Here is a 20,324-nt window from a genome sequence, read left to right on the forward strand (position 1 = left end):
GATTAAAAGTCGTGTATTTATCCGCTGAAAATCCTCACGTCCATCTACCACGCAATGATGACGGTCTCAAAATGCCGCTTTCATCAACACTCAATTCCGACAAAATGACAGAAGCCGATCAAGGCCACAGCTTTTGTCATAATGTAAGTTGCATAATGGCGCCGCTTGATACCTGACGCACACTTTTTTACTGGAGATTTTATTATGCGTTTGATGCCTTCTGCGGTCGCTACAGCGGTAGTTGCCGGTCTGCTTGCTGCCTCTGGCAGTGCCTTTGCCGATACCGTTAACCTACGTGTGATTGAAACCACCGACATTCACACCAACGTGATGGACTACGACTACTACAAAAACAAGCCCTCGCAAAAAATCGGCTTGGTCCGCGCCGCCACTGTGGTGAAACAAGCACGTGATGAGGCAAAAAATGCCCTTTTGGTCGATAATGGCGACCTGTTGCAAGGCAGCCCGATGGGCGATTACATGGCCAGCAAAGGTATCAAACCCGGTGAAGTGCATCCGGTATATAAAGCGATGAACTTGCTCGATTATGAAGTGGGCAACATTGGCAACCATGAGTTCAACTACGGCTTAGCGTTCTTAAAAGAGTCGATTAATGACGCCAACTTCCCGTATATCAACGCCAACGTGTTTGATGCAGAGACTGGCGAGCACTACTTTGACCCGTATTTAATTAAAGAATACCAACTCAAAGATGAAGACGGTGACAGCCATACCATCAAAGTCGGTTACATTGGCTTTGTCCCGCCGCAGATCATGACTTGGGATAAAGCGAACCTTGAAGGCAAAGTGATTGCCAAAGACATTAAGCAAACCGCTGAAAAACTTGTCCCAGAAATGAAAGCCAAGGGCGCGGACGTAGTAGTGGCCATTCCACACTCTGGCGTCTCTCAAGCACCGTATAAAGCGATGGCTGAAGACTCTGTCTATTACCTATCAGAAGTCGATGGCATTGACGCGATTGCCTTTGGTCACTCACACGCGGTATTCCCAAGCGATGATTTTGCTAATATTCCCGGTGCCGATATTGAAAAGGGCACCATCAATGGCGTGGCCAGTGTGATGGCCGGTCGCTGGGGCAGCCATGTTGGCGTGATAGATTTGAAGCTCGAGCAAGTCGATGGCCAGTGGCAAGTGGTGGATAGTGAAGCGCATGCTCGCCCTATCTTTGACCGGGCCAGCGGCAAAGCGTTGGTCGATGCCGATAAAGCCCTGCTCAAAGCCGTTGAAAAAGATCACAATGCCACTCGTGAGTTCGTTAATCAGCCAATTGGCCAAGCCAATGATGTGATGTACTCCTATTTGGCATTGCTCCAAGATGACCCCACCGTACAGATTGTTAACTTGGCACAGCAAGACTATGTCGAGCGTATGATCCAAGGCGATCCCGACTTAGCAGAGCTACCGGTACTGTCTGCTGCCGCGCCTTTTAAGGCCGGTGGTCGCAAAAACGATCCGAGCAACTTTACCGAAGTAGAAGCCGGCCAACTGACGTTCCGTAACGCCGCCGATCTTTACCTGTACCCAAATACCTTGGTCGCACTGAAAGTATCTGGCGCCGAACTCACCCAATGGCTGGAATGCAGCGCCGGTCAATTTAACCAAATCGACCCCAATGCGAAGCAGCCTCAGACGCTAGTGAACTGGGACGGATTCCGTACTTACAACTTTGATGTGATTGACGGGGTAGAGTATCAAATTGATATCACTCAACCCGCGCGTTACGACGGCGATTGTAATGAAGTGAATCCAGACGCATCACGCATCGTCAATCTCACCTATCAAGGCAAACCGGTTGACCCTGAGCAAACCTTCTTGGTCGCCACCAACAACTATCGCGCTTATGGCGCGAAGTTCCCGGGCACCGGCAGCGATCATATTGCCTTTGCCGCGCCGGATGAAAACCGCACCGTGGTCGCCAACTACATCAGCCGCGTGAGTGATGAAAAAGGCCAAGTCACGGTGAGTGCTGACAACAACTGGTCCATTGCCCCAATAAAAGGCGATGCCATCGTGCACTTTGAAACCTCACCCAGCGAGAAAGCCGCGCAATTTATTGAGCAAAAAGGCCGCTGGGCAATGACGAAAGCCGGTAAAGATGACGTTGGCTTCGCGGTCTATCGCGTCGATTTAAGCCAACCTCGCCAATAAATAGCCTGCACAATAAATAGGCTTTGAATACCGCAGCTTGTCTGCGGTATTTTTTATCTTTAATCAGGAGGACGTCGTATGGAATGGCAACGGGCAACCTTTGACACACTAGATACGCGCACTTTATTCACATTGATGAAATTGCGTGTCGATGTGTTTGTGGTCGAGCAGGCGTGTGCTTATCCAGAACTAGACGCACATGATACCGCACCAGACACCGTGCATTTACTGGGCTGGCTGAATGGCGAGCTAGCCGCTTATGCCCGTATTCTTGCACCGGGCGCGAGTTACGCTGGAAGCAGCATTGGCCGCGTGATCATTGCCCCCGCACATCGCAGCGGACAATGGGGGCATCAGCTCATCCGCCAAGCCGTTCAACTATGCCAACAGCAATGGCCCGCACAAAACATCGAAATAGGCGCTCAAGCTCACCTACAACACTTTTACCAAAAGCATGGTTTTGTGGCCTTTTCCGAGCCCTATCTGGAAGACGGGATCCCACATATTGATATGCGCCTTTCCACTCCATAAAAAAATCCCGCGACAGTGCGCGGGATTTTATGTCTAGGCAAATAACAAGCTTGTTGAGTTCAGCTGTTTCTTTGCGAGCGTCCGTGGCGTTACTTGGTCAAACGGAAACGCTGCATGGTGCTTTGCAGTGAGTGCGCCAACTGGCTGAGCTCGCTACACGCTTGCGCGGTTTGATCCGCACCGCCCGCCACTTCTTGTGACGAATCGTTGATGCGCTCAATGTTGCGGCTTAGCTCATCGGCAACCGAGTCTTGCTCACCACAAGCACTCGCAATCTGCATGCCCATATCGGCAATGTTCTCAACCGATGTTTCGATGCCACGGATCAATTGCTGCGCTTGGCTACCTTGCTCCACACACTGCTCGATACTCTCACGGCTTTGAGTGGTGGCATCGCGCGCTTGGGTCGCGAATTGCTGGAGCTTCTCGATAATTTCAGTAATTTCACCCGTCGAGTCTTGGGTACGGCCGGCCAGTGTGCGGACTTCATCGGCTACCACCGCAAAGCCGCGGCCAGACTCACCGGCACGCGCCGCTTCGATCGCCGCATTCAGTGCCAACAGGTTAGTTTGCTCGGCGATATCACGAATAACATCCACCACAACGTTGATTTGCTTCGACTGCTGGTCCAGCTCGTTGACTGTGTCACCCGTTTTACGCATGTCTTCTGCCACTTTGGTGATAGCTCCCACCATGCTATCGACATCACGCCCACCGAGGCGTGCCTGCTCACTGGCTTCGTTAGCCGCGGTCGACGAGCTTTCGGTATTCTGCGCAACATCCGCGACAGTGGCTTTCATTTGCGCCATCGCAGTGGCAACTTGCGAAATCTCATGTTGCTGACTTTGCATGCCGCTTGAAGTTTGGCTAGACACCGCGCTGACTTCTTCGACCGCACTGCTTAGCTGGGTCACCGCGGCAATCACTTCTTCAATCAAGCTACGCAAGCTATCTTGCATGGCGATGCTCGAATCTGCCAACTGCCCCATTTCATCGTTACCGATTTGGCTACGATCTAACTGGTAAGTCAGGTCGCCCTTGGCAATCGCAGAGGATTGTTCCATCACCAAACGGAGTGGATTAATAATCGCGCGGGTGAACACCACCGCAACCACAATCATAAAGGCGATTACTGCGAACAGTACGCCGATAATGGTCATACTCACTGTCGACACTTGATTAAGCATAGAAGTGCGGTTTGAGGTGATAAAGCCTTGCGTTAACTTTGACATCTCTTTCAGCGCAGCATCTAGCTTTAAGAAGGTGTTAAATGAGTTTGATAGAATGCTTTGTGCCTCTGACAACTGACCATTTTCAACGAGAGACGGGAAGTTTTTCAGCTCTTCGTTGTATTTAGCCCAGTTATTTTGAATTCGAGTAAAGATGGCTCTTTCATTGTCGTACCAAAGCGTCTGTTCGTAGGCATCAAGATCTTGACTGTATTGACGTTTCATCGCTTGCAAGTCATTGGCAATCTCGCGACGTCGAGTCATATCATCGAAAGTTAGAACGGCGTACTGGTCTTGACGAATACGAACAATTTCTTCACTTAAACGCTCAAGCTCTAATACCGCAGGTAGGGTATCGTCAGTAAAGTTCAGCATATTATCGCGCATGCCGCTCACTTGGGTAAAAATGTAAAACCCAAAGATCGCGACGGCGATACCAATCAGGGAAAAAGCCGCAGTAAACTTTTTACCAATAGATAAATTCTTCAACATGGAAAAGCGAGTCCTCAACAGATTTATGGTTAGCGTGTCAATGCCTGGACATCCATGTTGAGGCGGCTTGCGTGTATCCCCTACACAGCCGGCGCGAATACTAGCACAAAAATTCACCAAAGTGTGACATAAAACTCATTATTTTCTGAAAAAGTATGTCATGCACGCTGGTCAAATTCGCAGGCACGGTCGCGTAATTTAGCGAATAATCGCTAAAAACCTCCAAATCACAGCATAAACCCAGCCATATTGACTGATTTATTAAAAAGTAGATGAAAAAAACACCAACGGCGAATTTATCGGCACGGGAGTTTAAAAAACAAACAAGAAGGAAAGCGTAGGCACGGTGACTCCGTGCCTGAAAAGAAAGACTAGCGTTGGCGCGCAAAGCCTCCATCCGATAAACGGAAATATAATACGGACTGACCTGCCTGCGTTTCCACTTGAAGAATGTCGAGCGCGCCACTGTCGGTGCGCTTAAACCGAATCCATTGACCCGGCTGGATACGGCTAATGGGTTTTCCTTCCCCTTCGATATTAGCAATCGCGTAAAGATCGGTCAGCGCCAAGTCATTATCGCGAAACACCTTAGCAAGCGTATCTCCTTGCTCAATTTGGTGACTGACCCAGTCACTTTCCGGCGTGGAAGGTTGTGATGCCTCCGGCTGTGGGCTGTCTGTTGACGTAGCACTGCGTTTGGGTTGTGCTTGAGTATCAATCGCCACAGAGCGCCGCTCCTGAGGCTGCGCAGTCGTTTCAGTCGAGGACGGTGCGGGCAATAGACTTAGTACCAACACCAAAGGGACCAACACCATTAATAATCGTTGGTGCAAGCGAGGTAGACGCAGCCAAGCGTGGCGTATTGTGCGTATCCATGCCATGTCTTGCCACTGCCCTTTCCTATCGGATGAAGAAGCGAGCATTCGTCCCCATCTCACGCACCAATCTTTAAATTGTGTACGCATTGCTGTTAACTTCATTGCCACTCCGCGCATATTTTGATGTTTTACCCTCATATTGGACGCCTTTTGCGTACAAAAGTTTACCCACGAAACCATCACCTGTTATCCTTTCACACTTTATTCACGCAAAAAAGAGAGACGTTATGTCTGACGTACAACTAGAAACCGTCGAGCAAAAAGCAAGCTATGGCATCGGCCTACAAATGGGTCAACAACTGGCAGGCAGTGGCCTTGAAGGCCTACAAGTCGATGCGATTGCTAAAGGCATCAGCACGGCACTGGCTGGCGAAATGCCAGAAATCGAAATTGACGACATCAATAACGCCCTGCGCGAGCTTCACACAAAAGCAGAAGAAGTTCGTCAAGAAGCTGCAAAAGCACAAGCGGCTGAAGGCGATGCCTTCTTAGCGGATAACGCAAAGCGTGATGAAGTGACCGTGACCGAATCTGGCCTCCAGTACGAAGTACTAGTAAAAGGCGACGGTGATATCCCAACCAGCGATAAACAAGTACGTGTTCACTATCACGGTCAATTGATCGATGGCACTGTGTTTGATAGCTCAGTAACGCGTGGCGAACCTGTTGAGTTCCCTGTGACTGGCGTGATCAAAGGCTGGGTTGAAGCTCTACAAATGATGCCTGTAGGCTCAAAGTGGAAACTCTACATCCCACAAGACCTTGCCTACGGTGAGCGTGGTGCTGGCGCCGCTATCCCACCATTTGCGGCACTGGTATTTGAAGTCGAGCTGCTAGATATCCTGTAAGGATAAGGCGGTTTCTATTGCAAAGCGATGCCTCTGGCATCGCTTTTTTATTGGCGTTGGCAAAGTCGCGATGTAGCGATCCCATCTGGATATTGCGCTTCACGGTAACCATATTTTTTTACCTGCTCTAACATCTGCGGGCTCCCCATATACTTGGCTTGCACCTCATCAAATCTCTCCACAAACGCATTATCTTCTTTACGAAAACCAATACCGATATAGTGCCCTGTTTGGCTCGTCGCTCTCGCCGGATCACTCACAGAGATACTATCGGGCGCCTGTTTAGCCAGGTATAACGCCGTGAAATACGGTACCGCCCCTACCTCAGCACGCCCCTCTTTCACGGCGGAAAGAATTTCAGTCGGTCCGGGGACTTGAATAATCAAAGACTCACTGAGTCCTGCATCACGCGCCGAAGTGACCATGTTGTATCCCACTCCTGTCACCAAACGCGCGCTTTCACGCACAACGTCAGGATAGTCATGAATATCTTTGGGGTTACCTTTCGGCACAATAAAAGCGTCGCGAAAGCGCCCAATGGGTTCAGAGAATGCAATTTTCTGACAACGACTGCCAAGAATATACATCCCGCCGGTGATGATATCGAATCGCTTCGCGCGCAAACCGGGAATTAATCCGCCCCATTCAGTGAAAACAGGCTCGATCTGACTGATCCCCATGCGCTTCAAGATATCGATGGTATAGTCATTAATCAGCCCAGTGGGTTTACCATCACTGTCCAAGTAAGCCCAAGGTTTCTCATTCGCAAACCCTAACCGCACAGGTTTCCCCGCTTCGATACGTGCGTTTAACGTCTCTGCCGACACAGTGCTAATCAAAAGCAGACTGGCGATGATAATGACAATTTGGCGCATGGTGCGTCCTTGAGACCCTTCACGGTCAATCAGTGATGATTTGATGTTAGCGAAAACCTACTTTCTGCCTTAAAAACTAAGCACACAATAGCTAAAAATGCCACCCCACCTGTCCCACGATTGCGACAAAACGGCGCAGGCTCACAACATGAATTCGGGATATAAAAAAGCCCGACTCGGGCCGGGCTTGGGTAAGATTATTGCACGTACTCACGTGGGTTGACTGCGCCCCACCAGCTGTAGATTTCTGGGAAGATCACATCCGCGTTGCTTTCGTACTCCACCGCCCCAATAGTTTCATCACCTTGCTGGCCGAATAGCACCACTTCATCATTAGGTGTCACTTGATCAGCAATATCAGTGACATCCACCATAATGGTGTTCATCGATGAAACACCAACCACAGGCACGCGATGGCCTTTGATCAACACATCGGCATTGTTCCCCATTTTACGCGGGAACCCATCTGAGTAGCCGACCGGCAAATTGGCAAGAATAGAATCACGCTCGACCGTATAAGTGCTGTCATACCCCACGGTACTGCCTGCCGGTAAGTGATGCAAAGACGCAACCTTGGTCTTAAAACTCATGATCGGCGGGAATTCGCGATTGGTTGGTTGATCGCCGTAAAGCACACCACCGGGACGAACCATATCGAAATGGCCTTCTGGCACGTTCAAGGTCACGAAAGAGTTGGCTGCATGGATCAGCACGTCTTCACGGTTTAAGTTGGCCTGTTCAATCAACCAATCGCTGTTGGACTTAAACTGCCCCAGCTTACTACGCACGTACTTGGCACTGTAATTTGGGAAGTGCGTCATTATACCAACCACGTTGAATCTCGGATCAGTCGCAATCTCCATCGCAAGTTGCTTGCCATACTCCGATTCCATCTCGATGCCGTTTCGACCCATGCCTCCGGCGTTAAAAGCCATATGTACAGGGATGACAATGTCGTGCTTGTCGGCAAGTTCACGCATTTGTTCTGCTTGCTCGGCCGAGCCTACAAGCTCCTGCATGTTTAACGCCAAACCACTTTCCATTTCTTGTAATGTGGCAGTCCGTACTCGCATGATCTCACCGGTGAAGCCGCCTTCACGTAGCGTGCGCGCTTCCTCGTTACTGGCAATACCCACGCAATCAATGCCATTAGCGATAACCACAGGTAGGAGACCCGCAATTCCATTGCCATACGCATCTGCCTTCATCACCACACACATTTTGGTGCCATCAGAAAGCTGTTGCTGAACACGTTGAATATTGTCATTAAAAGTGGCGGTGTTCACTTCCAGCCAACCATTGCCATGGCCCATATAACGCGAGCTGCTGGTGTCTGTGGTCGGTGTGGTTGACGAGGAATAATCAAGAAAGGCTGGTGCGCCAACCGCAACGACACCCGCTACGGCAAGGGCGACTAAAGAGAGTTTTTTGTTCATAAGCTTCACTGTTTGTCACGTGGATTCGGCGTCCGTGACGTGTGTGGAGGGACATAATCCTTCCTTCGCTTCCTGATTGCGCGCGCAATTTATATCACAGAAAGCATCACGGTTGATGGATAACTCAATAAAAAAGATAGACAAACACCGTCGTTTGAACAAAAAAAAGCGCCACTTTAATTCGTGACGCCTGTAAGTGACGCCTGTAAGTGACGCCTGTCAGTCACACAGAGCAATACGGCTAAATACCTGCCCCGTCGTTGACATCATCTTCGTGCAGACCACATTCTCGTTTCAGACCGAAAAAGCGGGTTTGCTCCTCGCTCATGCCGGGCTCTAACCGCTGAGTGGTATGCACATCACCCACGGAGACATAACCTTGCTCCCACAAAGGATGGTAAGGCAAGTCATGCTCGGTCAAATAAGCGTGTACCTGTTTATTGCTCCAATCCACCACGGGCAAAAACTTAAATACACCGTGCTGCACGCTTAAAATGGGTAAATGCGCACGCGATTGCGATTGTCCGTGACGCAACCCTGAGAACCATGTACCGGCATTAAGCTCGGTCAATGCTCGCTTCATCGGCGCCACTTTATTGATCTGGTTATAGCGAGTGATCCCCTCAACCCCCTGCTCCCACAATTTGCCATAGCGGGCTTCTTGCCATGCTGGGCTCAATTCAGAACGGTAGACGTTGAGATTGAGCTTTAAACGCGCCTGCAGGTGATCAATAAATTGGTAGGTTTCTTGGAATAAGTAGCCGGTGTCGGTCAGGATCACCGGAATGTCCGGCTTCACCTGACTGACCATATGCAGCATCAATGCCGCTTGTATCCCGAAGCTGGAGGACAGCACAAACTGTCCGTCCAGATGTTCCAACGCCCAGCGAATGCGCTGCTGCGCGGTGTACTGCTCGAGCTCAGCGTTAATTTCAGCCAGCGCAAGCGTCTGCTGACTTTTATTCATCGCCACCAGATCGGCGCGGTTCAGTGCAGAATAAGCCGTATCAGGCATAAAAGTCCCTCTTCGATACATGCACAGGTGCAATCACGTCGGTACGAATCAAGAAGTCACCAAAATGCTCGCCTTCTTGACGTTCTCGCGCCCAGCGGCCAATCAAGGTATCTAACTCGGCCAAGATTTCTTGGTCGGTGATATTTTCTTTGTACATTTTGGGAATACGTGTGCCTTCCCAGTTACCTCCCAAGTGCAGGTTATAGCGGCCGGGCGCTTTGCCAACTAACCCTACTTCCGACAACATGGCGCGACCACAACCGTTCGGGCAACCGGTGACACGCAGGACAATCGGATCATCTTGCACTTGATGCTTTTGCTGAATTTTCTCTACTTGCGTAACAAAATCCGGCAAAAAGCGCTCCGCTTCGGCCATCGCCAGCGGACAGGTTGGGAAAGAAACACAGGCCATCGAATTGGTGCGCTGTACACTGTACGCATCATCAATCAGACGGTAGCGGCGAGCGAGCGCTTCTATTTGGTCTTTTTGCGCTTCAGGGATCCCAGCAATAATCAAATTCTGGTTGGCTGTCATCCGAAAGTCGCCTTGGTGCACCTTAGCAATCTCAGCCATCCCGGTTTTCAGCGGCTTTTCTGGCGTATCACGTAAACGGCCATTTTCAATAAACAGCGCCAAATGGTATTTACCATCAATGCCTTTGGTCCAGCCTAGACGATCGCCACGCCCAGTAAAGGTATAAGGCCGGCTGGGTGCAAAGCTGACGCCAGCACGCTTTTCCACTTCCGCTTTAAACGTCTCAACGCCGACTCGGTCAAGGGTATACTTGGTTTTGGCATTTTTACGATTCGAGCGGTTCCCCCAGTCTCGTTGGGTCGTCACCACTGCCTCTGCAATCTTCAGCGTATGCTCAAGAGGGATAAAACCGAAATCATCCGCACGACGTGGATAGGTACTGGTGTCACCATGGGTCATGGCAAGCCCGCCGCCGACGAGTACATTGAATCCAACCAGTTGGCCCTTCTCGGCAATGGCAACAAAGTTCAGGTCATTGGCGTGCACATCCACATCATTTTGCGGGGGGATCACCACGGTGGTCTTAAATTTACGCGGCAGATAACGCTTACCTAAAATCGGCTCATCATCTTGCTTACCTTCCACTTTTTCACCATCCAGCCAAATTTCCGCGTAAGCGCGTGTTTTAGGCAGTAAATGTTCACTGATCCGCTTAGCCCAATCGTACGCTTGCTGATGAAGTTCAGACTCAACAGGGTTCGAAGTACACAGGACGTTACGGTTTACATCCCCCGCGGTGGCAATCGCATCAATCCCATATTTGTTCAAGGTTTGATGCATCATTTTGATGTTGGGTTTCAATACACCATGAAACTGGAACGTTTGACGGGTGGTCAAACGGATACTGCCGTACAGGGTATTTTCTTTGGCAAATCGGTCGATAGCCAGCCACTGCTCGGGCGAGATGATCCCGCCCGGCATTCGGGCACGCAACATCACATTGTGTAACGGCTCAAGCTTTTGTTTTTGTCGCTCAGCCCGAATATCACGATCGTCTTGCTGATACATGCCGTGAAAACGGATCAACTGAAAGTTGTCATCCGTAAAACCGCCAGTGATCGGGTTGGTAAGATCCTCACTGATGGTGCCACGTAAAAAGTTACTGTCATCTTTTAAACGCTCGTTATCGGAGAGGGGCCCCAGTGTGTCGCCCGCAAATTTTTGCTCACTCATTAGTACACATCCCTTTGATAGCGCTTATCTTTGCGCAATTCATTAATAAAGGTCTCAGCGTCTTCTCGGCTCAACTGACCTTGGTGCTGGGCAATGTGAATCAGGGCATCATGCACATCTTTTGCCATGCGATTCGCATCCCCACAGACATACACATACGCGCCGTTTGACAGCCACTGCCATACCTCACTGGCGCGCTCGAGTAATCGGTGCTGCACATACACTTTTTCTGCTTGGTCACGGCTAAATGCCACATCCATGCGAGTCAGCAGACCGGATTTCAGGTACTGCTGCCATTCAACTTGATAGAGGAAATCATCGGTGAAAGTGCGATCGCCAAAGAATAGCCAATTATCGCCGCTGGCTTCTCGCTGCTCTCGCTCTTGCAAGAAAGCTCGGAATGGCGCAATGCCCGTGCCAGGGCCAATCATGATGATGGGCGTATCGTCATTGTCGGGAAGTTTGAAGTTATCGTTGTGCTCAACAAACACTTTGACTGAGCCAATCGCTTCAGCCCGTTGGGTTAAAAAGCCCGAGGCACCACCTTGACGCAACGCACCTTGCTCCTGTTCATAGGCCACCAAGCCGACAGTCAGGTGAACTTCGTCTTCCACTTCCGCTTGGCTTGACGCGATGGAATACATCCGTGGCGTCAGACGACGTAACACCGACTGCAGTTGCTCGGCATTTAGCTGCACGTCAGCAAGGCTAAGTACATCAATCACTTGGGTTTGATTGGCATAATCACGCAGCGACGCTTTGTCTTCGGTGAGCGCGGTCAATGCCTCATTTTCAGTCAACGCCGCGAGCGCTACGATTTGTTGCGGGTTCGAGACGGTAATTTCATAGTGCTCAATCAAGGCCTCACGAATTGAGATAGCACGCCCGTCAATCTCAATGGTCTCGTCACCGTTCAAGTCGACACGCGCCAAAATCGCATCCGCCAACTCTGGATCGTTTTGATACCACACACCGAATGCATCGCCGGGCTGATACTGGATCCCTGAATCCCCTAGATCGAATTCAAGGTGATAAACGGCTTTATCTGAGCCTCGACCAGTAATTCGCTGGCAGGTGAGTAGTTCAGCCTCATATGGCGATTGTTTGGTATATGCGCTGGTTGCCGCTGCTGTTTGACGAATCGGCACCACTTGCGCATCGCCACTTGCCAGAAAGTGCTGCTTCACTTCCGCTAGGGTTTGCTCTCGCCACGCGCTCGCGGTGGCTTCATAATCCACATCACAATCAAGGCGCGCCACCATCGGCTTAGCACCCAGCTTTTGCAAAAAGGTGTCAAAGTCTTTTCCGGTTTGGCAGAAGTACTCATAACTCGAGTCGCCCAGACTCAACACGGCATAATGAAGATGGTCGAGCTTGGGCGCCTTTTTCGATTGCAAAAACTCATGCAGGGCAATGGCGTTATCAGGCGGCTCGCCCTCGCCATTGGTTGATGCCACGATCACCACATGGCTCTCTTTGCTAAGCTGCTTGCCTTTATAGTTATCTGCAGCCACCAGCTTTACAGGGATCCCTGCCGCTTGTGCATCATTATGAAGCGCTTCTGCCACGCCCTTGGCATTGCCAGTTTGCGAGGCGTAAATAATGGTTAAGGTATGATTCGGGCTGGCTTGGGCGTCAGCACTGGGAGACGCAGCCGTGGTGGTTGGTGATTGGCTCAGTCCCCAAAAATAGCCACTGATCCAGGCCAGCTGCTGAGGTGACAATTCAGCCACCGCTTGCTGCAACTGGCCGATCTGCTGATCGTTCAGCGGGCTAGTCAGCCCAGAGAGTTCCTTAAGTAACATGGTGACGACATTCCTTGCTTACATTGCGTGAATGCTAGCGTAACCGCACCAATTAATAACAAGAAAGAATAGATACGAATGTTTTATAACTTTTAGTAAGAAGAGGGGCGCGCGAAGGCGGGTGTTGATGCGCTTCAACACCGAGGTGTGACGGGTCAATCCGCGATGCGAACTTGGTCAAACCCGATTTGTAATGCGTTTAGCGTGGCTTGGTCAATATCGGCGAAGCACTGCTCAATGCCTTCCGCATCGGTCAACGCCATAATACCGCCGCCCGTGTGGCGACATTCCACGACCCATCCTTCACTGTCTAATGAAGGCTCCACCATCACCTCAACCAGCAGCTTTTGGTGGTATAAGGCACGTAATTGCTCGGCTGTCATCATTATTCTGCCTACCTACTTGCTCACTTACTGAGCTTAGTATCAGATAAGCAGGCTCGCCAGATCCGGCCAGACAACCTTGGGGGTGTAACCAGTGCGGCGTAATGCCGCACTGGTCGATTCGATCAGAAAAAACCCAGTGGATTGATGTCGTAACTGACCAGCAAGTTCTTGGTTTGCTGATAGTGGCCAAGCATCATTTTATGGGTCTCTCGTCCGATACCGGACTTTTTGTAGCCTCCAAACGCGGCATGCGCCGGATAAAGGTGATAGCAATTGGTCCAGACACGACCCGCTTGGATCGCTCTCCCCATCCGATACGCACGGTTCATATCGCGGGTCCACAGCCCTGCGCCCAACCCGTATTCGGTGTGGTTGGCAATCGCTAAAGCTTCCGCCTCATCTTTAAAGGTGGTCACCCCAATCACGGGGCCAAAAATCTCCTCTTGGAACACCCGCATATTGTTGTGCCCTTTTAATAGTGTCGGCTGCACGTAATAGCCGCCGCCCAAGTCTTGATGACTACCACCAATTAATACCTGCGCACCCTCTTCTTGACCCACTTTCAAGTAGCTCATGATCTTATCAAACTGTTCATCAGACGCTTGCGCCCCCACTTGGGTCTCGGTGTCGAGCGGGTTGCCTTGTTTGATCTTGCCTGCACGCTCAATCACGCGGGCAATAAAATCGTCGTAGATACTTTCTTGGATCAGTGCGCGTGACGGACAGGTACAGACTTCGCCTTGGTTGAAAAAGCCCAGCAGCAAGCCTTCTACCGCCTTATCGATATAGGCATCCTCTTGCTGCATCACGTCTTCAAAATAAATGTTGGGCGATTTGCCCCCCAGCTCTACGGTGGAAGGAATGAGGTTTTCTGCTGCGCAGCGCAGAATATGATGCCCCACAGGGGTGGAACCAGTGAATGCCAGTTTGGCAATCCGTGGCGATGTGGCAAGCGCTTGTCCAGCTTCGGCGCCATAACCATTGACGACGTTCACCACACCCGCAGGCAGAAGATCGCCAATTAACTCCATCAATAGCAAAATGGTGGTCGGGGTTTGCTCAGCCGGTTTTAGCACCACGCAGTTCCCTGCCGCCAGTGCGGGGGCAAGCTTCCACGATGCCATCAGCAACGGAAAGTTCCACGGTATGATTTGTCCTACCACGCCTAATGGCTCATAAATGTGGTACGCCACCGTGCCTGCATCCAACTCTGCCGCGGTGCCCTCTTGGGCACGAATACAACCGGCAAAGTAGCGGAAATGGTCGGCGCAAAGGGGAATATCGGCGGCCAAGGTTTCGCGCACGGCTTTGCCGTTCTCCCACGTTTCTGCCACCGCCAGCATTTCCAGATTCGCTTCAATACGATCAGCAATTTTTAACAAGATATTGGCGCGATCGGTTACCGAGGTTTGCCCCCACGCTGTTTTTGCTTGGTGGGCAGCGTCCAGCGCAAGGTCGATGTCTTCTGCGCTTGAACGCGGCACTTCAGCCACGGTTTCACCGGTACACGGCGATGTGTTGGCAAAATACTGCCCCTTCACGGGTGGCACCCATTCACCACCAATATAGTTCTCGTAACGCGGTTTAAACTGGACTATGGCGCCTTCGGTGCCGGGCTTTGCGTAAATCATAGCGATTCCTTATTCCATGTCAGAGTGGATGGCGGAGCAATCACTGCTATCTCCTTGCCGTGTCACAGAGGCAGCATGCCAACGTTTTTTAGTACTGGGTATTGGCGGAAAGTCGAAGTGAGAGCCATCCCACAATCGCTATTAGCCTGATTTTAACTATAAAAAAACCGCGCCTAAGCGCGGTTTCAATGTTGGGGTAACGCAACCATCGACTAAAAGTCGAGTTCTGCACCGACAAAGAAGCCCGTCAGATCCAGTTTGCCGTCATTGTTATCAAAGTAATCAAAGTCATGCTCGATCATTCGATAGCCACCACGTACGTTAAGATCGGCGGCTACTAAACCCAACTGATACTGAACACCGGCTTCGGCATCCAAGGTGCTGGTGCCATCAAACTCACCTTTGCTCACGGTCGCAAATACGAATAGTGGTGTGCCCACTAACCCGAGACGCGCATCGGCATACACATTAGGTTGCCACTCATCAAAGCTTTGGCCACCAAATTTGCCCGATTGGAAACGCTGCATATTGATGCCCGCGTCAACCGAGATAAGATCGTTGTCTAGCAGCTCGTAATACGCCACAAAGTCAATTTGATCAAAACTGACGTCAGGGTTATCCACGCTAACTGAGGTCTGGCGGATCTTCGCATTGGGGATCAGTGGTAAAGGATGTTCAATCGCGGCGTAATACGATCCTGAGGTGCTCGCATCATCGGCTTCAACATTGTTGACATCCGCATCCATGAACCAGGCATCCGCCCCTACTTTACCGCCCGCAAGGGTCGCAGCCTGAGAAGGCATGGCCATCAACGCGGTTAGCGCTGCGGCGGCAAGCGTCATTGAAGTCGTTTTCATGAAACTCTCCACATTGTCGATAAAAAAGTGTCGTCACGCGGAGGCGGCAAAGCCATGCCTTGTCGCCGGTAGATATGAATGATAGCAAGCTTTATGCCCGGATGGCGCTATTCGCATGTTTACCTGCTGGTTTCTCGTGCAGCAGGCCACATTTTTTTACCAAAAAGGCTTAGCGACGACGGTAACGCGCCCAACGACGTTCACGAACAATCACTTCTGGCTCGCCTTTGCGTTGGCGACGGTTGCGCTTGAGCAACCAGACAATCGCGGCGATCACCAACAACCAAGGCAATAGTTTAAGCAAGGTGCCAATCATGCCCGCGACCATCATGACCGCGAAGCCAGCCAACATAGCCAGCACCATTCCCATGATGCTCACACCCGTCATAAATAACACAGCCGCAAAGCCAATGAGGAATAGAATTTCGATCATTACGATCTCCTTGTCTTGATAGCGAGACAGACTTTGCAGGTTTCAGGCCAGTTTGTCACTTGGTTTTTTATCCATTTATTCAATGAGTTGCTCAGCATGCTCCGTGCTTTACCACGCATTTCGTCAAATTTATCACTAATAAGTAGTTATTTTGACCACGTTTACGCGTCCAACCAATCGTCAGGAATATGACTCATGGCGGTGGTCAGCACCTCAATTCCGGCTCCCGGTTTATGCGCATTCTCGCTGATATAACGGCGCCACTGGCGCGCGCCCGGCATGTTTTGGAATAACCCTAACATGTGACGGCTAATGTGATTAAGCTGCGCACCTTGGCGTAATTGTTGCTCGATATAGGGGAACATGCCTTCAACCACTTGGCGGCGACTCACACGTGCCTGCGCGCTGCCAAACAAACGCTGATCGACATCCGCCAATAAGAAAGGATTTTGATACGCCTCACGACCGACCATCACTCCGTCCAGATGCGCAAGGTGCTGCTCGGCTTCTTCAAGGGTTTTCACGCCACCATTAATAGCCATGACCAGATGTGGAAAGTCTTTTTTAAGCTGATACACACGCGGGTAATCCAGCGGTGGAATTTCACGATTTTCTTTGGGGCTCAGGCCTTTTAACCACGCTTTACGTGCATGAATCGTGAACATATCACAGCCGCCTTTTTCACTGACGATGCCCACAAAGTCGGTCAAAAATTCGTAGCTATCTTGCTCATCTATACCAATGCGAGTTTTCACCGTGATGGGCACATCAGTCACTTCACGCATCGCAGCCACACACTGCGCCACCAGCTCAGGCTCAGCCATTAAGCATGCCCCAAACCGCCCGTTTTGCACCCGATCCGACGGGCAACCAACGTTGAGGTTAATTTCATCATAGCCACGCTCGGCCGCCAGCTTGGCGCACGTTGCCAGATCCGCCGGATCCGATCCCCCCAGCTGCAACGCCACCGGATGCTCCTGCTCGTTGTAAGCAAGATAGTCCGCTTTACCATGAATGATCGCACCCGTGGTCACCATCTCGGTAAACAACAAAGTGTGCTCTGATAGTAAGCGATGAAAATAACGGCAGTGACGATCGGTCCAATCTAGCATTGGAGCGACGGAGAAACGAGAAGATGGATACATAATGTGAAAACCCTTTAGTATTAAGCATTTAACGCAAATACCGCTAAGGGGCTTTGCAAAATATTTTGTCCGCTTTTGGCTTATTTTAGCTTCAGGGGACAGATAGGGGATGGAATGAGGGACATGCTATGTCCCCCAAAATGCCATCAAAGGGGGCGAATTATAGCCATCTAGGGAGATGGCTTCAATGCGCCCTACAAAACATCACCAGCACAGCACCTCTCGACAAATTACTAAACCTCAGAGGTAACTATGGCGACCGTTATTATAGAAAAAGTAGCGCGTAAGACTGGCATCAAATACAAGGCAAGAGTTAGAGCGTCCCGTCATAACAGGCGTGTCTTTGAAAAGTCGAAAACTTTCGACGAAGAGAAACAGGCATCGGCTTGGGCAAAAGAAATAGTCAAAGGGCTGAACGAAAATGGTATACCGTCAATTGATGCACCACAGCAAAGCATTCTCATCGGTGACCTAATCACGCTCTACCTAAACGACAAGATAACTTCAAAAGACCTAGGCCGTTCAAAAGCGGCTGTTCTGAGGCGGTTGCGTAGTTATGACATAGCCTTGGTACAAGCTGATCAATTGACTGCTACCCATTTAGTCAGACATTGCCGAGACAGGCTTAATGAACCTAGTTCCCCTTTGCCACAAACGGTTTATCAAGATGTGACCTACCTACGCAGCGTAATCAACGTTGCTGGGCCTATGTTTGGCTACAAGGCCAATATCCACGCGCATAATGAGGCAATCCCTACCCTTGTGCGGTATGGATTAATTGGGCGCAGCAACCAAAGAAATCGTCGTCCAACTAAAGAGGAACTTGCCCTTGCTGAAGAGGGACTGCGTATTCGGCAAAGCCATCGAGCTTCGCATATACCTTTAGTCGATATCTTCCACATCTCGATTCTAACCTGCATGAGGCTTGGAGAGATCACACGTGCCACTTGGGACGACTTGAATCTTAAAGACGGTACACTGATTATTCGGGACCGCAAAGATCCTAGAAGGAAGAAAGGTAATCACTGCACGATTCCGCTATTTCCTGAAGCTATCGAGATTATCAAACGACAGGCTCAAACCGGAGAGTATATTTTTCCGTACAAAGCCAGCTCCATCGGTGCAGCGTGGCAACGCATGTGTAAAGAGCAAAACATCAAGGATTTGCACTATCACGACCTCCGTGCAGAAGGGGCATGCCAACTGTTTGAGCGGGGATTGAACATAGTCGAAATATCAAAAATCACAGGACATCGAGATATAAACGTTTTAAACAACATCTATTTGCGTGTGGGTGTCGAAAGCCTACACAAAAAGAACTAGGTTACCGCTTCGAAATTTGGCCTGTAAACACAGGTCAAATGTGACCAAGATCACGATTAACGAAGAGAAGTAATTAATATTCAGAAGATTAGCTTCCGAGGCTAAGTACGTGAATCACTTCAATTCTATGTATTTCTCACCATTTCTCTATCGCCCTAAGTGCGTGAATTAGTTGAATGCCGCTGAAAAAACAGTCTATTTTACTTTTCAAAATCAGAGCCTTAGCATCGATCGTAGTTTGAAAACGCCTTATTACGAGAAAGATATGACCTCTGTTTTTATCGAAAAAGTAAATTCTAAATTCAAAGTCCGAGCCAGAGCCTTAGCGGGTGACCCAGTAACAGGTCAAAGGTCACGCACATTCAAGACCGAAGTAAAAGCAAAAGCGTTCAAGAAAAAACTCGCAGATCAATTTGCGAAAGGGGATTTTAGTTTCTTCTCCCAAACGCAAAAGCATCTATCTATGTCCGATGTTATCAATGCGTGCATCAGTAGCCCTCTTTTCATTGATTTGAAAGCTGAGAGTGCCTCGCTGCTAAAACGAATTGCCCTTACTGATATTGGCATTGCACCTGCAAATCAATTAGAAGCCTATCACTGGTTCAATTTAGCGAAAGATATGCACGTAACATGGGGAAACAAACCTCAAACCGTTGCACATAACCTGTCAGTGCTGCGCTCAATCTTGCAAAACTGCAAAACGATGCTGCGACTAGAAATTGAACTCGGTGGCTATGCCGATGCTATGGCGACTGCAAGACGTAAAGGCTATATCTGTCGCAGTGAGGAGCGAACTCGCCGACCGACAGAAGGTGAGTTAAATGCAATTGCAAAAGAACTTCAAAAGCAGAGCCTCAACTATCGCCAAAAAATACCAATGCTAGATCTTTTTGAATTTGCCCAAGAAACAGCAGCAAGACGGGGAGAAATCTGTAGTAACAAAATCTGTTGGGGGGATTGGAATGCTGAGAATCGCACCCTCACTATTCGTAATCGAAAAACACCAAACAAGGGTCAAAAGATAACTTCAACTTTTGAGCTGTCACCTAAAGCTATAGAAATCATTACGCGACAGCCCAGAGGTAAAGATAGTGATCCAATTTTCCCCTATAACGCTGCATCTGTAACTACCTCTTGGAGGCGAACAATGAAAAAGCTTGGAATTGAAAACCTAGAATTTCGCGACCTGCGAGCAGAAGCTTTGTGTCGACTGTACGACAAGGGGTGGGATCTATCTGCGATATCAAAAGTATCGGGACACAGAGATCTAAACATTCTCAACAACATCTATCTTCGCTTCTATCCTTCTCACACCAGTCGGCAGGTAGCTTAACCTTCGTATACGCCCTCAGCTTCAATCAGAACTGTTGATGAGGGCTAACTCTTACCAAAAGCATAGGTGTTCATTACACCTACTTCCCCCTCAAAAACATAGCATTACTAAACGATGATGGGTAACCGAAATTCCACAACTACTTAGTCATAGAAATAAGTTTTAAAGTAAATAGGTGATAGTTAAAAATCTCAGCAGAAAAGTACCTTTTCGCTGGTATGTAATTTAGG

At 49.7% G+C, this 20,324-nt stretch carries 17 protein-coding genes; 5 read left to right on the forward strand and 12 right to left on the reverse strand.

From position 1 onward, the window contains the following. Positions 1-204 precede the first annotated feature (204 nt). Both BZG84_RS08110 and BZG84_RS08115 read left to right on the forward strand, forming a co-directional pair. On the forward strand, positions 205-2,169 hold the full coding sequence (locus BZG84_RS08110) for a bifunctional 2',3'-cyclic-nucleotide 2'-phosphodiesterase/3'-nucleotidase (RefSeq protein WP_077480306.1): 1,965 nt from the start codon (positions 205-207) through the stop codon (positions 2,167-2,169). A gap of 78 nt (positions 2,170-2,247) precedes the next feature. Next, complete coding sequence (locus BZG84_RS08115; protein ID WP_077480305.1) at positions 2,248-2,700, forward strand: GNAT family N-acetyltransferase; 453 nt, start codon at positions 2,248-2,250, stop codon at positions 2,698-2,700. Positions 2,701-2,789: 89 nt separating this feature from the next. On the opposite strand, the gene BZG84_RS08120 is transcribed toward BZG84_RS08115, so the two are convergent. Both BZG84_RS08120 and BZG84_RS08125 read right to left on the reverse strand, forming a co-directional pair. Beyond that, positions 2,790-4,421, reverse strand: coding sequence for a methyl-accepting chemotaxis protein (locus tag BZG84_RS08120; RefSeq protein ID WP_077480304.1), 1,632 nt, complete (start codon positions 4,419-4,421; stop codon positions 2,790-2,792). A gap of 371 nt (positions 4,422-4,792) precedes the next feature. After that, positions 4,793-5,401, reverse strand: a complete 609-nt coding sequence (locus BZG84_RS08125) for a LysM-like peptidoglycan-binding domain-containing protein (RefSeq protein ID WP_158074950.1) — start codon at positions 5,399-5,401, stop codon at positions 4,793-4,795. Positions 5,402-5,526: 125 nt separating this feature from the next. Here BZG84_RS08125 and BZG84_RS08130 point away from each other — a divergent pair, with 125 nt between their 5' ends. Then, a complete protein-coding gene (locus BZG84_RS08130; RefSeq protein ID WP_077480302.1) occupies positions 5,527-6,147 on the forward strand; it encodes an FKBP-type peptidyl-prolyl cis-trans isomerase in 621 nt (206 codons plus the stop codon). Positions 6,148-6,194: 47 nt separating this feature from the next. On the opposite strand, the gene BZG84_RS08135 is transcribed toward BZG84_RS08130, so the two are convergent. From BZG84_RS08135 to dusA, 10 genes are all read right to left on the reverse strand, one after another. Continuing rightward, on the reverse strand, positions 6,195-7,022 hold the full coding sequence (locus BZG84_RS08135; RefSeq protein ID WP_077480301.1) for a transporter substrate-binding domain-containing protein: 828 nt from the start codon (positions 7,020-7,022) through the stop codon (positions 6,195-6,197). A gap of 197 nt (positions 7,023-7,219) precedes the next feature. Then, the gene (alr, locus tag BZG84_RS08140; protein ID WP_077480300.1) at positions 7,220-8,458 is read right to left on the reverse strand and encodes an alanine racemase; all 1,239 of its coding nucleotides are present in this window, start codon (positions 8,456-8,458) and stop codon (positions 7,220-7,222) included. A gap of 241 nt (positions 8,459-8,699) precedes the next feature. Continuing rightward, positions 8,700-9,473 carry a phosphoadenylyl-sulfate reductase gene (locus tag BZG84_RS08145; protein ID WP_077480299.1) on the reverse strand — a complete coding sequence of 258 codons (774 nt, stop codon included), beginning with the start codon at positions 9,471-9,473 and terminating at the stop codon, positions 8,700-8,702. Next, positions 9,466-11,181: an assimilatory sulfite reductase (NADPH) hemoprotein subunit gene (gene cysI / locus BZG84_RS08150; protein ID WP_077678130.1), complete on the reverse strand. Its 1,716-nt coding sequence runs from the start codon at positions 11,179-11,181 to the stop codon at positions 9,466-9,468. Before cysI ends, BZG84_RS08145 begins: the two co-directional genes overlap by 8 nt. Next, positions 11,181-12,986, reverse strand: coding sequence for an assimilatory sulfite reductase (NADPH) flavoprotein subunit (locus BZG84_RS08155; protein ID WP_077480297.1), 1,806 nt, complete (start codon positions 12,984-12,986; stop codon positions 11,181-11,183). Before BZG84_RS08155 ends, cysI begins: the two co-directional genes overlap by 1 nt. 155 nt (positions 12,987-13,141) lie before the next feature. Further along, entirely contained in the window at positions 13,142-13,372 is a 231-nt protein-coding gene (locus BZG84_RS08160) for a thymidylate kinase (protein ID WP_408642327.1), read from the reverse strand. A 122-nt stretch (positions 13,373-13,494) separates the two neighbouring features. Then, the gene (gene exaC, locus BZG84_RS08165; RefSeq protein WP_077480296.1) at positions 13,495-15,003 is read right to left on the reverse strand and encodes an acetaldehyde dehydrogenase ExaC; all 1,509 of its coding nucleotides are present in this window, start codon (positions 15,001-15,003) and stop codon (positions 13,495-13,497) included. 212 nt (positions 15,004-15,215) lie between these two features. Then, positions 15,216-15,860, reverse strand: coding sequence for a TIGR04219 family outer membrane beta-barrel protein (locus BZG84_RS08170; RefSeq protein WP_077480295.1), 645 nt, complete (start codon positions 15,858-15,860; stop codon positions 15,216-15,218). Positions 15,861-16,029: 169 nt separating this feature from the next. Next, on the reverse strand, positions 16,030-16,293 hold the full coding sequence (gene pspG, locus BZG84_RS08175; protein ID WP_069589681.1) for an envelope stress response protein PspG: 264 nt from the start codon (positions 16,291-16,293) through the stop codon (positions 16,030-16,032). Positions 16,294-16,454: 161 nt separating this feature from the next. Continuing rightward, the gene (gene dusA, locus BZG84_RS08180) at positions 16,455-17,438 is read right to left on the reverse strand and encodes a tRNA dihydrouridine(20/20a) synthase DusA (RefSeq protein WP_077480294.1); all 984 of its coding nucleotides are present in this window, start codon (positions 17,436-17,438) and stop codon (positions 16,455-16,457) included. Positions 17,439-17,690: 252 nt separating this feature from the next. Between dusA and BZG84_RS08185 the strand changes: the two genes are divergently transcribed. Then, positions 17,691-18,761 carry a site-specific integrase gene (locus BZG84_RS08185; protein WP_077678131.1) on the forward strand — a complete coding sequence of 357 codons (1,071 nt, stop codon included), beginning with the start codon at positions 17,691-17,693 and terminating at the stop codon, positions 18,759-18,761. 172 nt (positions 18,762-18,933) lie between these two features. Further along, positions 18,934-20,094 carry a site-specific integrase gene (locus BZG84_RS08190; RefSeq protein ID WP_131825117.1) on the forward strand — a complete coding sequence of 387 codons (1,161 nt, stop codon included), beginning with the start codon at positions 18,934-18,936 and terminating at the stop codon, positions 20,092-20,094. Positions 20,095-20,324 lie beyond the last annotated feature (230 nt).

Source organism: Salinivibrio sp. PR932 (assembly GCF_001996125.1).
Taxonomy (GTDB): domain Bacteria; phylum Pseudomonadota; class Gammaproteobacteria; order Enterobacterales; family Vibrionaceae; genus Salinivibrio; species Salinivibrio proteolyticus.

Coding starts and splice junctions, on each gene's coding strand:
- BZG84_RS08110 (WP_077480306.1), top strand. CDS start 205: ATGCGTTTGATGCCTTCTGCGGTCGCTACAGCGGTAGTTGCCGGTCTG.
- BZG84_RS08115 (WP_077480305.1), top strand. CDS start 2,248: ATGGAATGGCAACGGGCAACCTTTGACACACTAGATACGCGCACTTTA.
- BZG84_RS08120 (WP_077480304.1), bottom strand. CDS start 4,421: ATGTTGAAGAATTTATCTATTGGTAAAAAGTTTACTGCGGCTTTTTCC.
- BZG84_RS08125 (WP_158074950.1), bottom strand. CDS start 5,401: ATGAAGTTAACAGCAATGCGTACACAATTTAAAGATTGGTGCGTGAGA.
- BZG84_RS08130 (WP_077480302.1), top strand. CDS start 5,527: ATGTCTGACGTACAACTAGAAACCGTCGAGCAAAAAGCAAGCTATGGC.
- BZG84_RS08135 (WP_077480301.1), bottom strand. CDS start 7,022: ATGCGCCAAATTGTCATTATCATCGCCAGTCTGCTTTTGATTAGCACT.
- alr (WP_077480300.1), bottom strand. CDS start 8,458: ATGAACAAAAAACTCTCTTTAGTCGCCCTTGCCGTAGCGGGTGTCGTT.
- BZG84_RS08145 (WP_077480299.1), bottom strand. CDS start 9,473: ATGCCTGATACGGCTTATTCTGCACTGAACCGCGCCGATCTGGTGGCG.
- cysI (WP_077678130.1), bottom strand. CDS start 11,181: ATGAGTGAGCAAAAATTTGCGGGCGACACACTGGGGCCCCTCTCCGAT.
- BZG84_RS08155 (WP_077480297.1), bottom strand. CDS start 12,986: ATGTTACTTAAGGAACTCTCTGGGCTGACTAGCCCGCTGAACGATCAG.
- BZG84_RS08160 (WP_408642327.1), bottom strand. CDS start 13,372: ATGATGACAGCCGAGCAATTACGTGCCTTATACCACCAAAAGCTGCTG.
- exaC (WP_077480296.1), bottom strand. CDS start 15,003: ATGATTTACGCAAAGCCCGGCACCGAAGGCGCCATAGTCCAGTTTAAA.
- BZG84_RS08170 (WP_077480295.1), bottom strand. CDS start 15,860: ATGAAAACGACTTCAATGACGCTTGCCGCCGCAGCGCTAACCGCGTTG.
- pspG (WP_069589681.1), bottom strand. CDS start 16,293: ATGATCGAAATTCTATTCCTCATTGGCTTTGCGGCTGTGTTATTTATG.
- dusA (WP_077480294.1), bottom strand. CDS start 17,438: ATGTATCCATCTTCTCGTTTCTCCGTCGCTCCAATGCTAGATTGGACC.
- BZG84_RS08185 (WP_077678131.1), top strand. CDS start 17,691: ATGGCGACCGTTATTATAGAAAAAGTAGCGCGTAAGACTGGCATCAAA.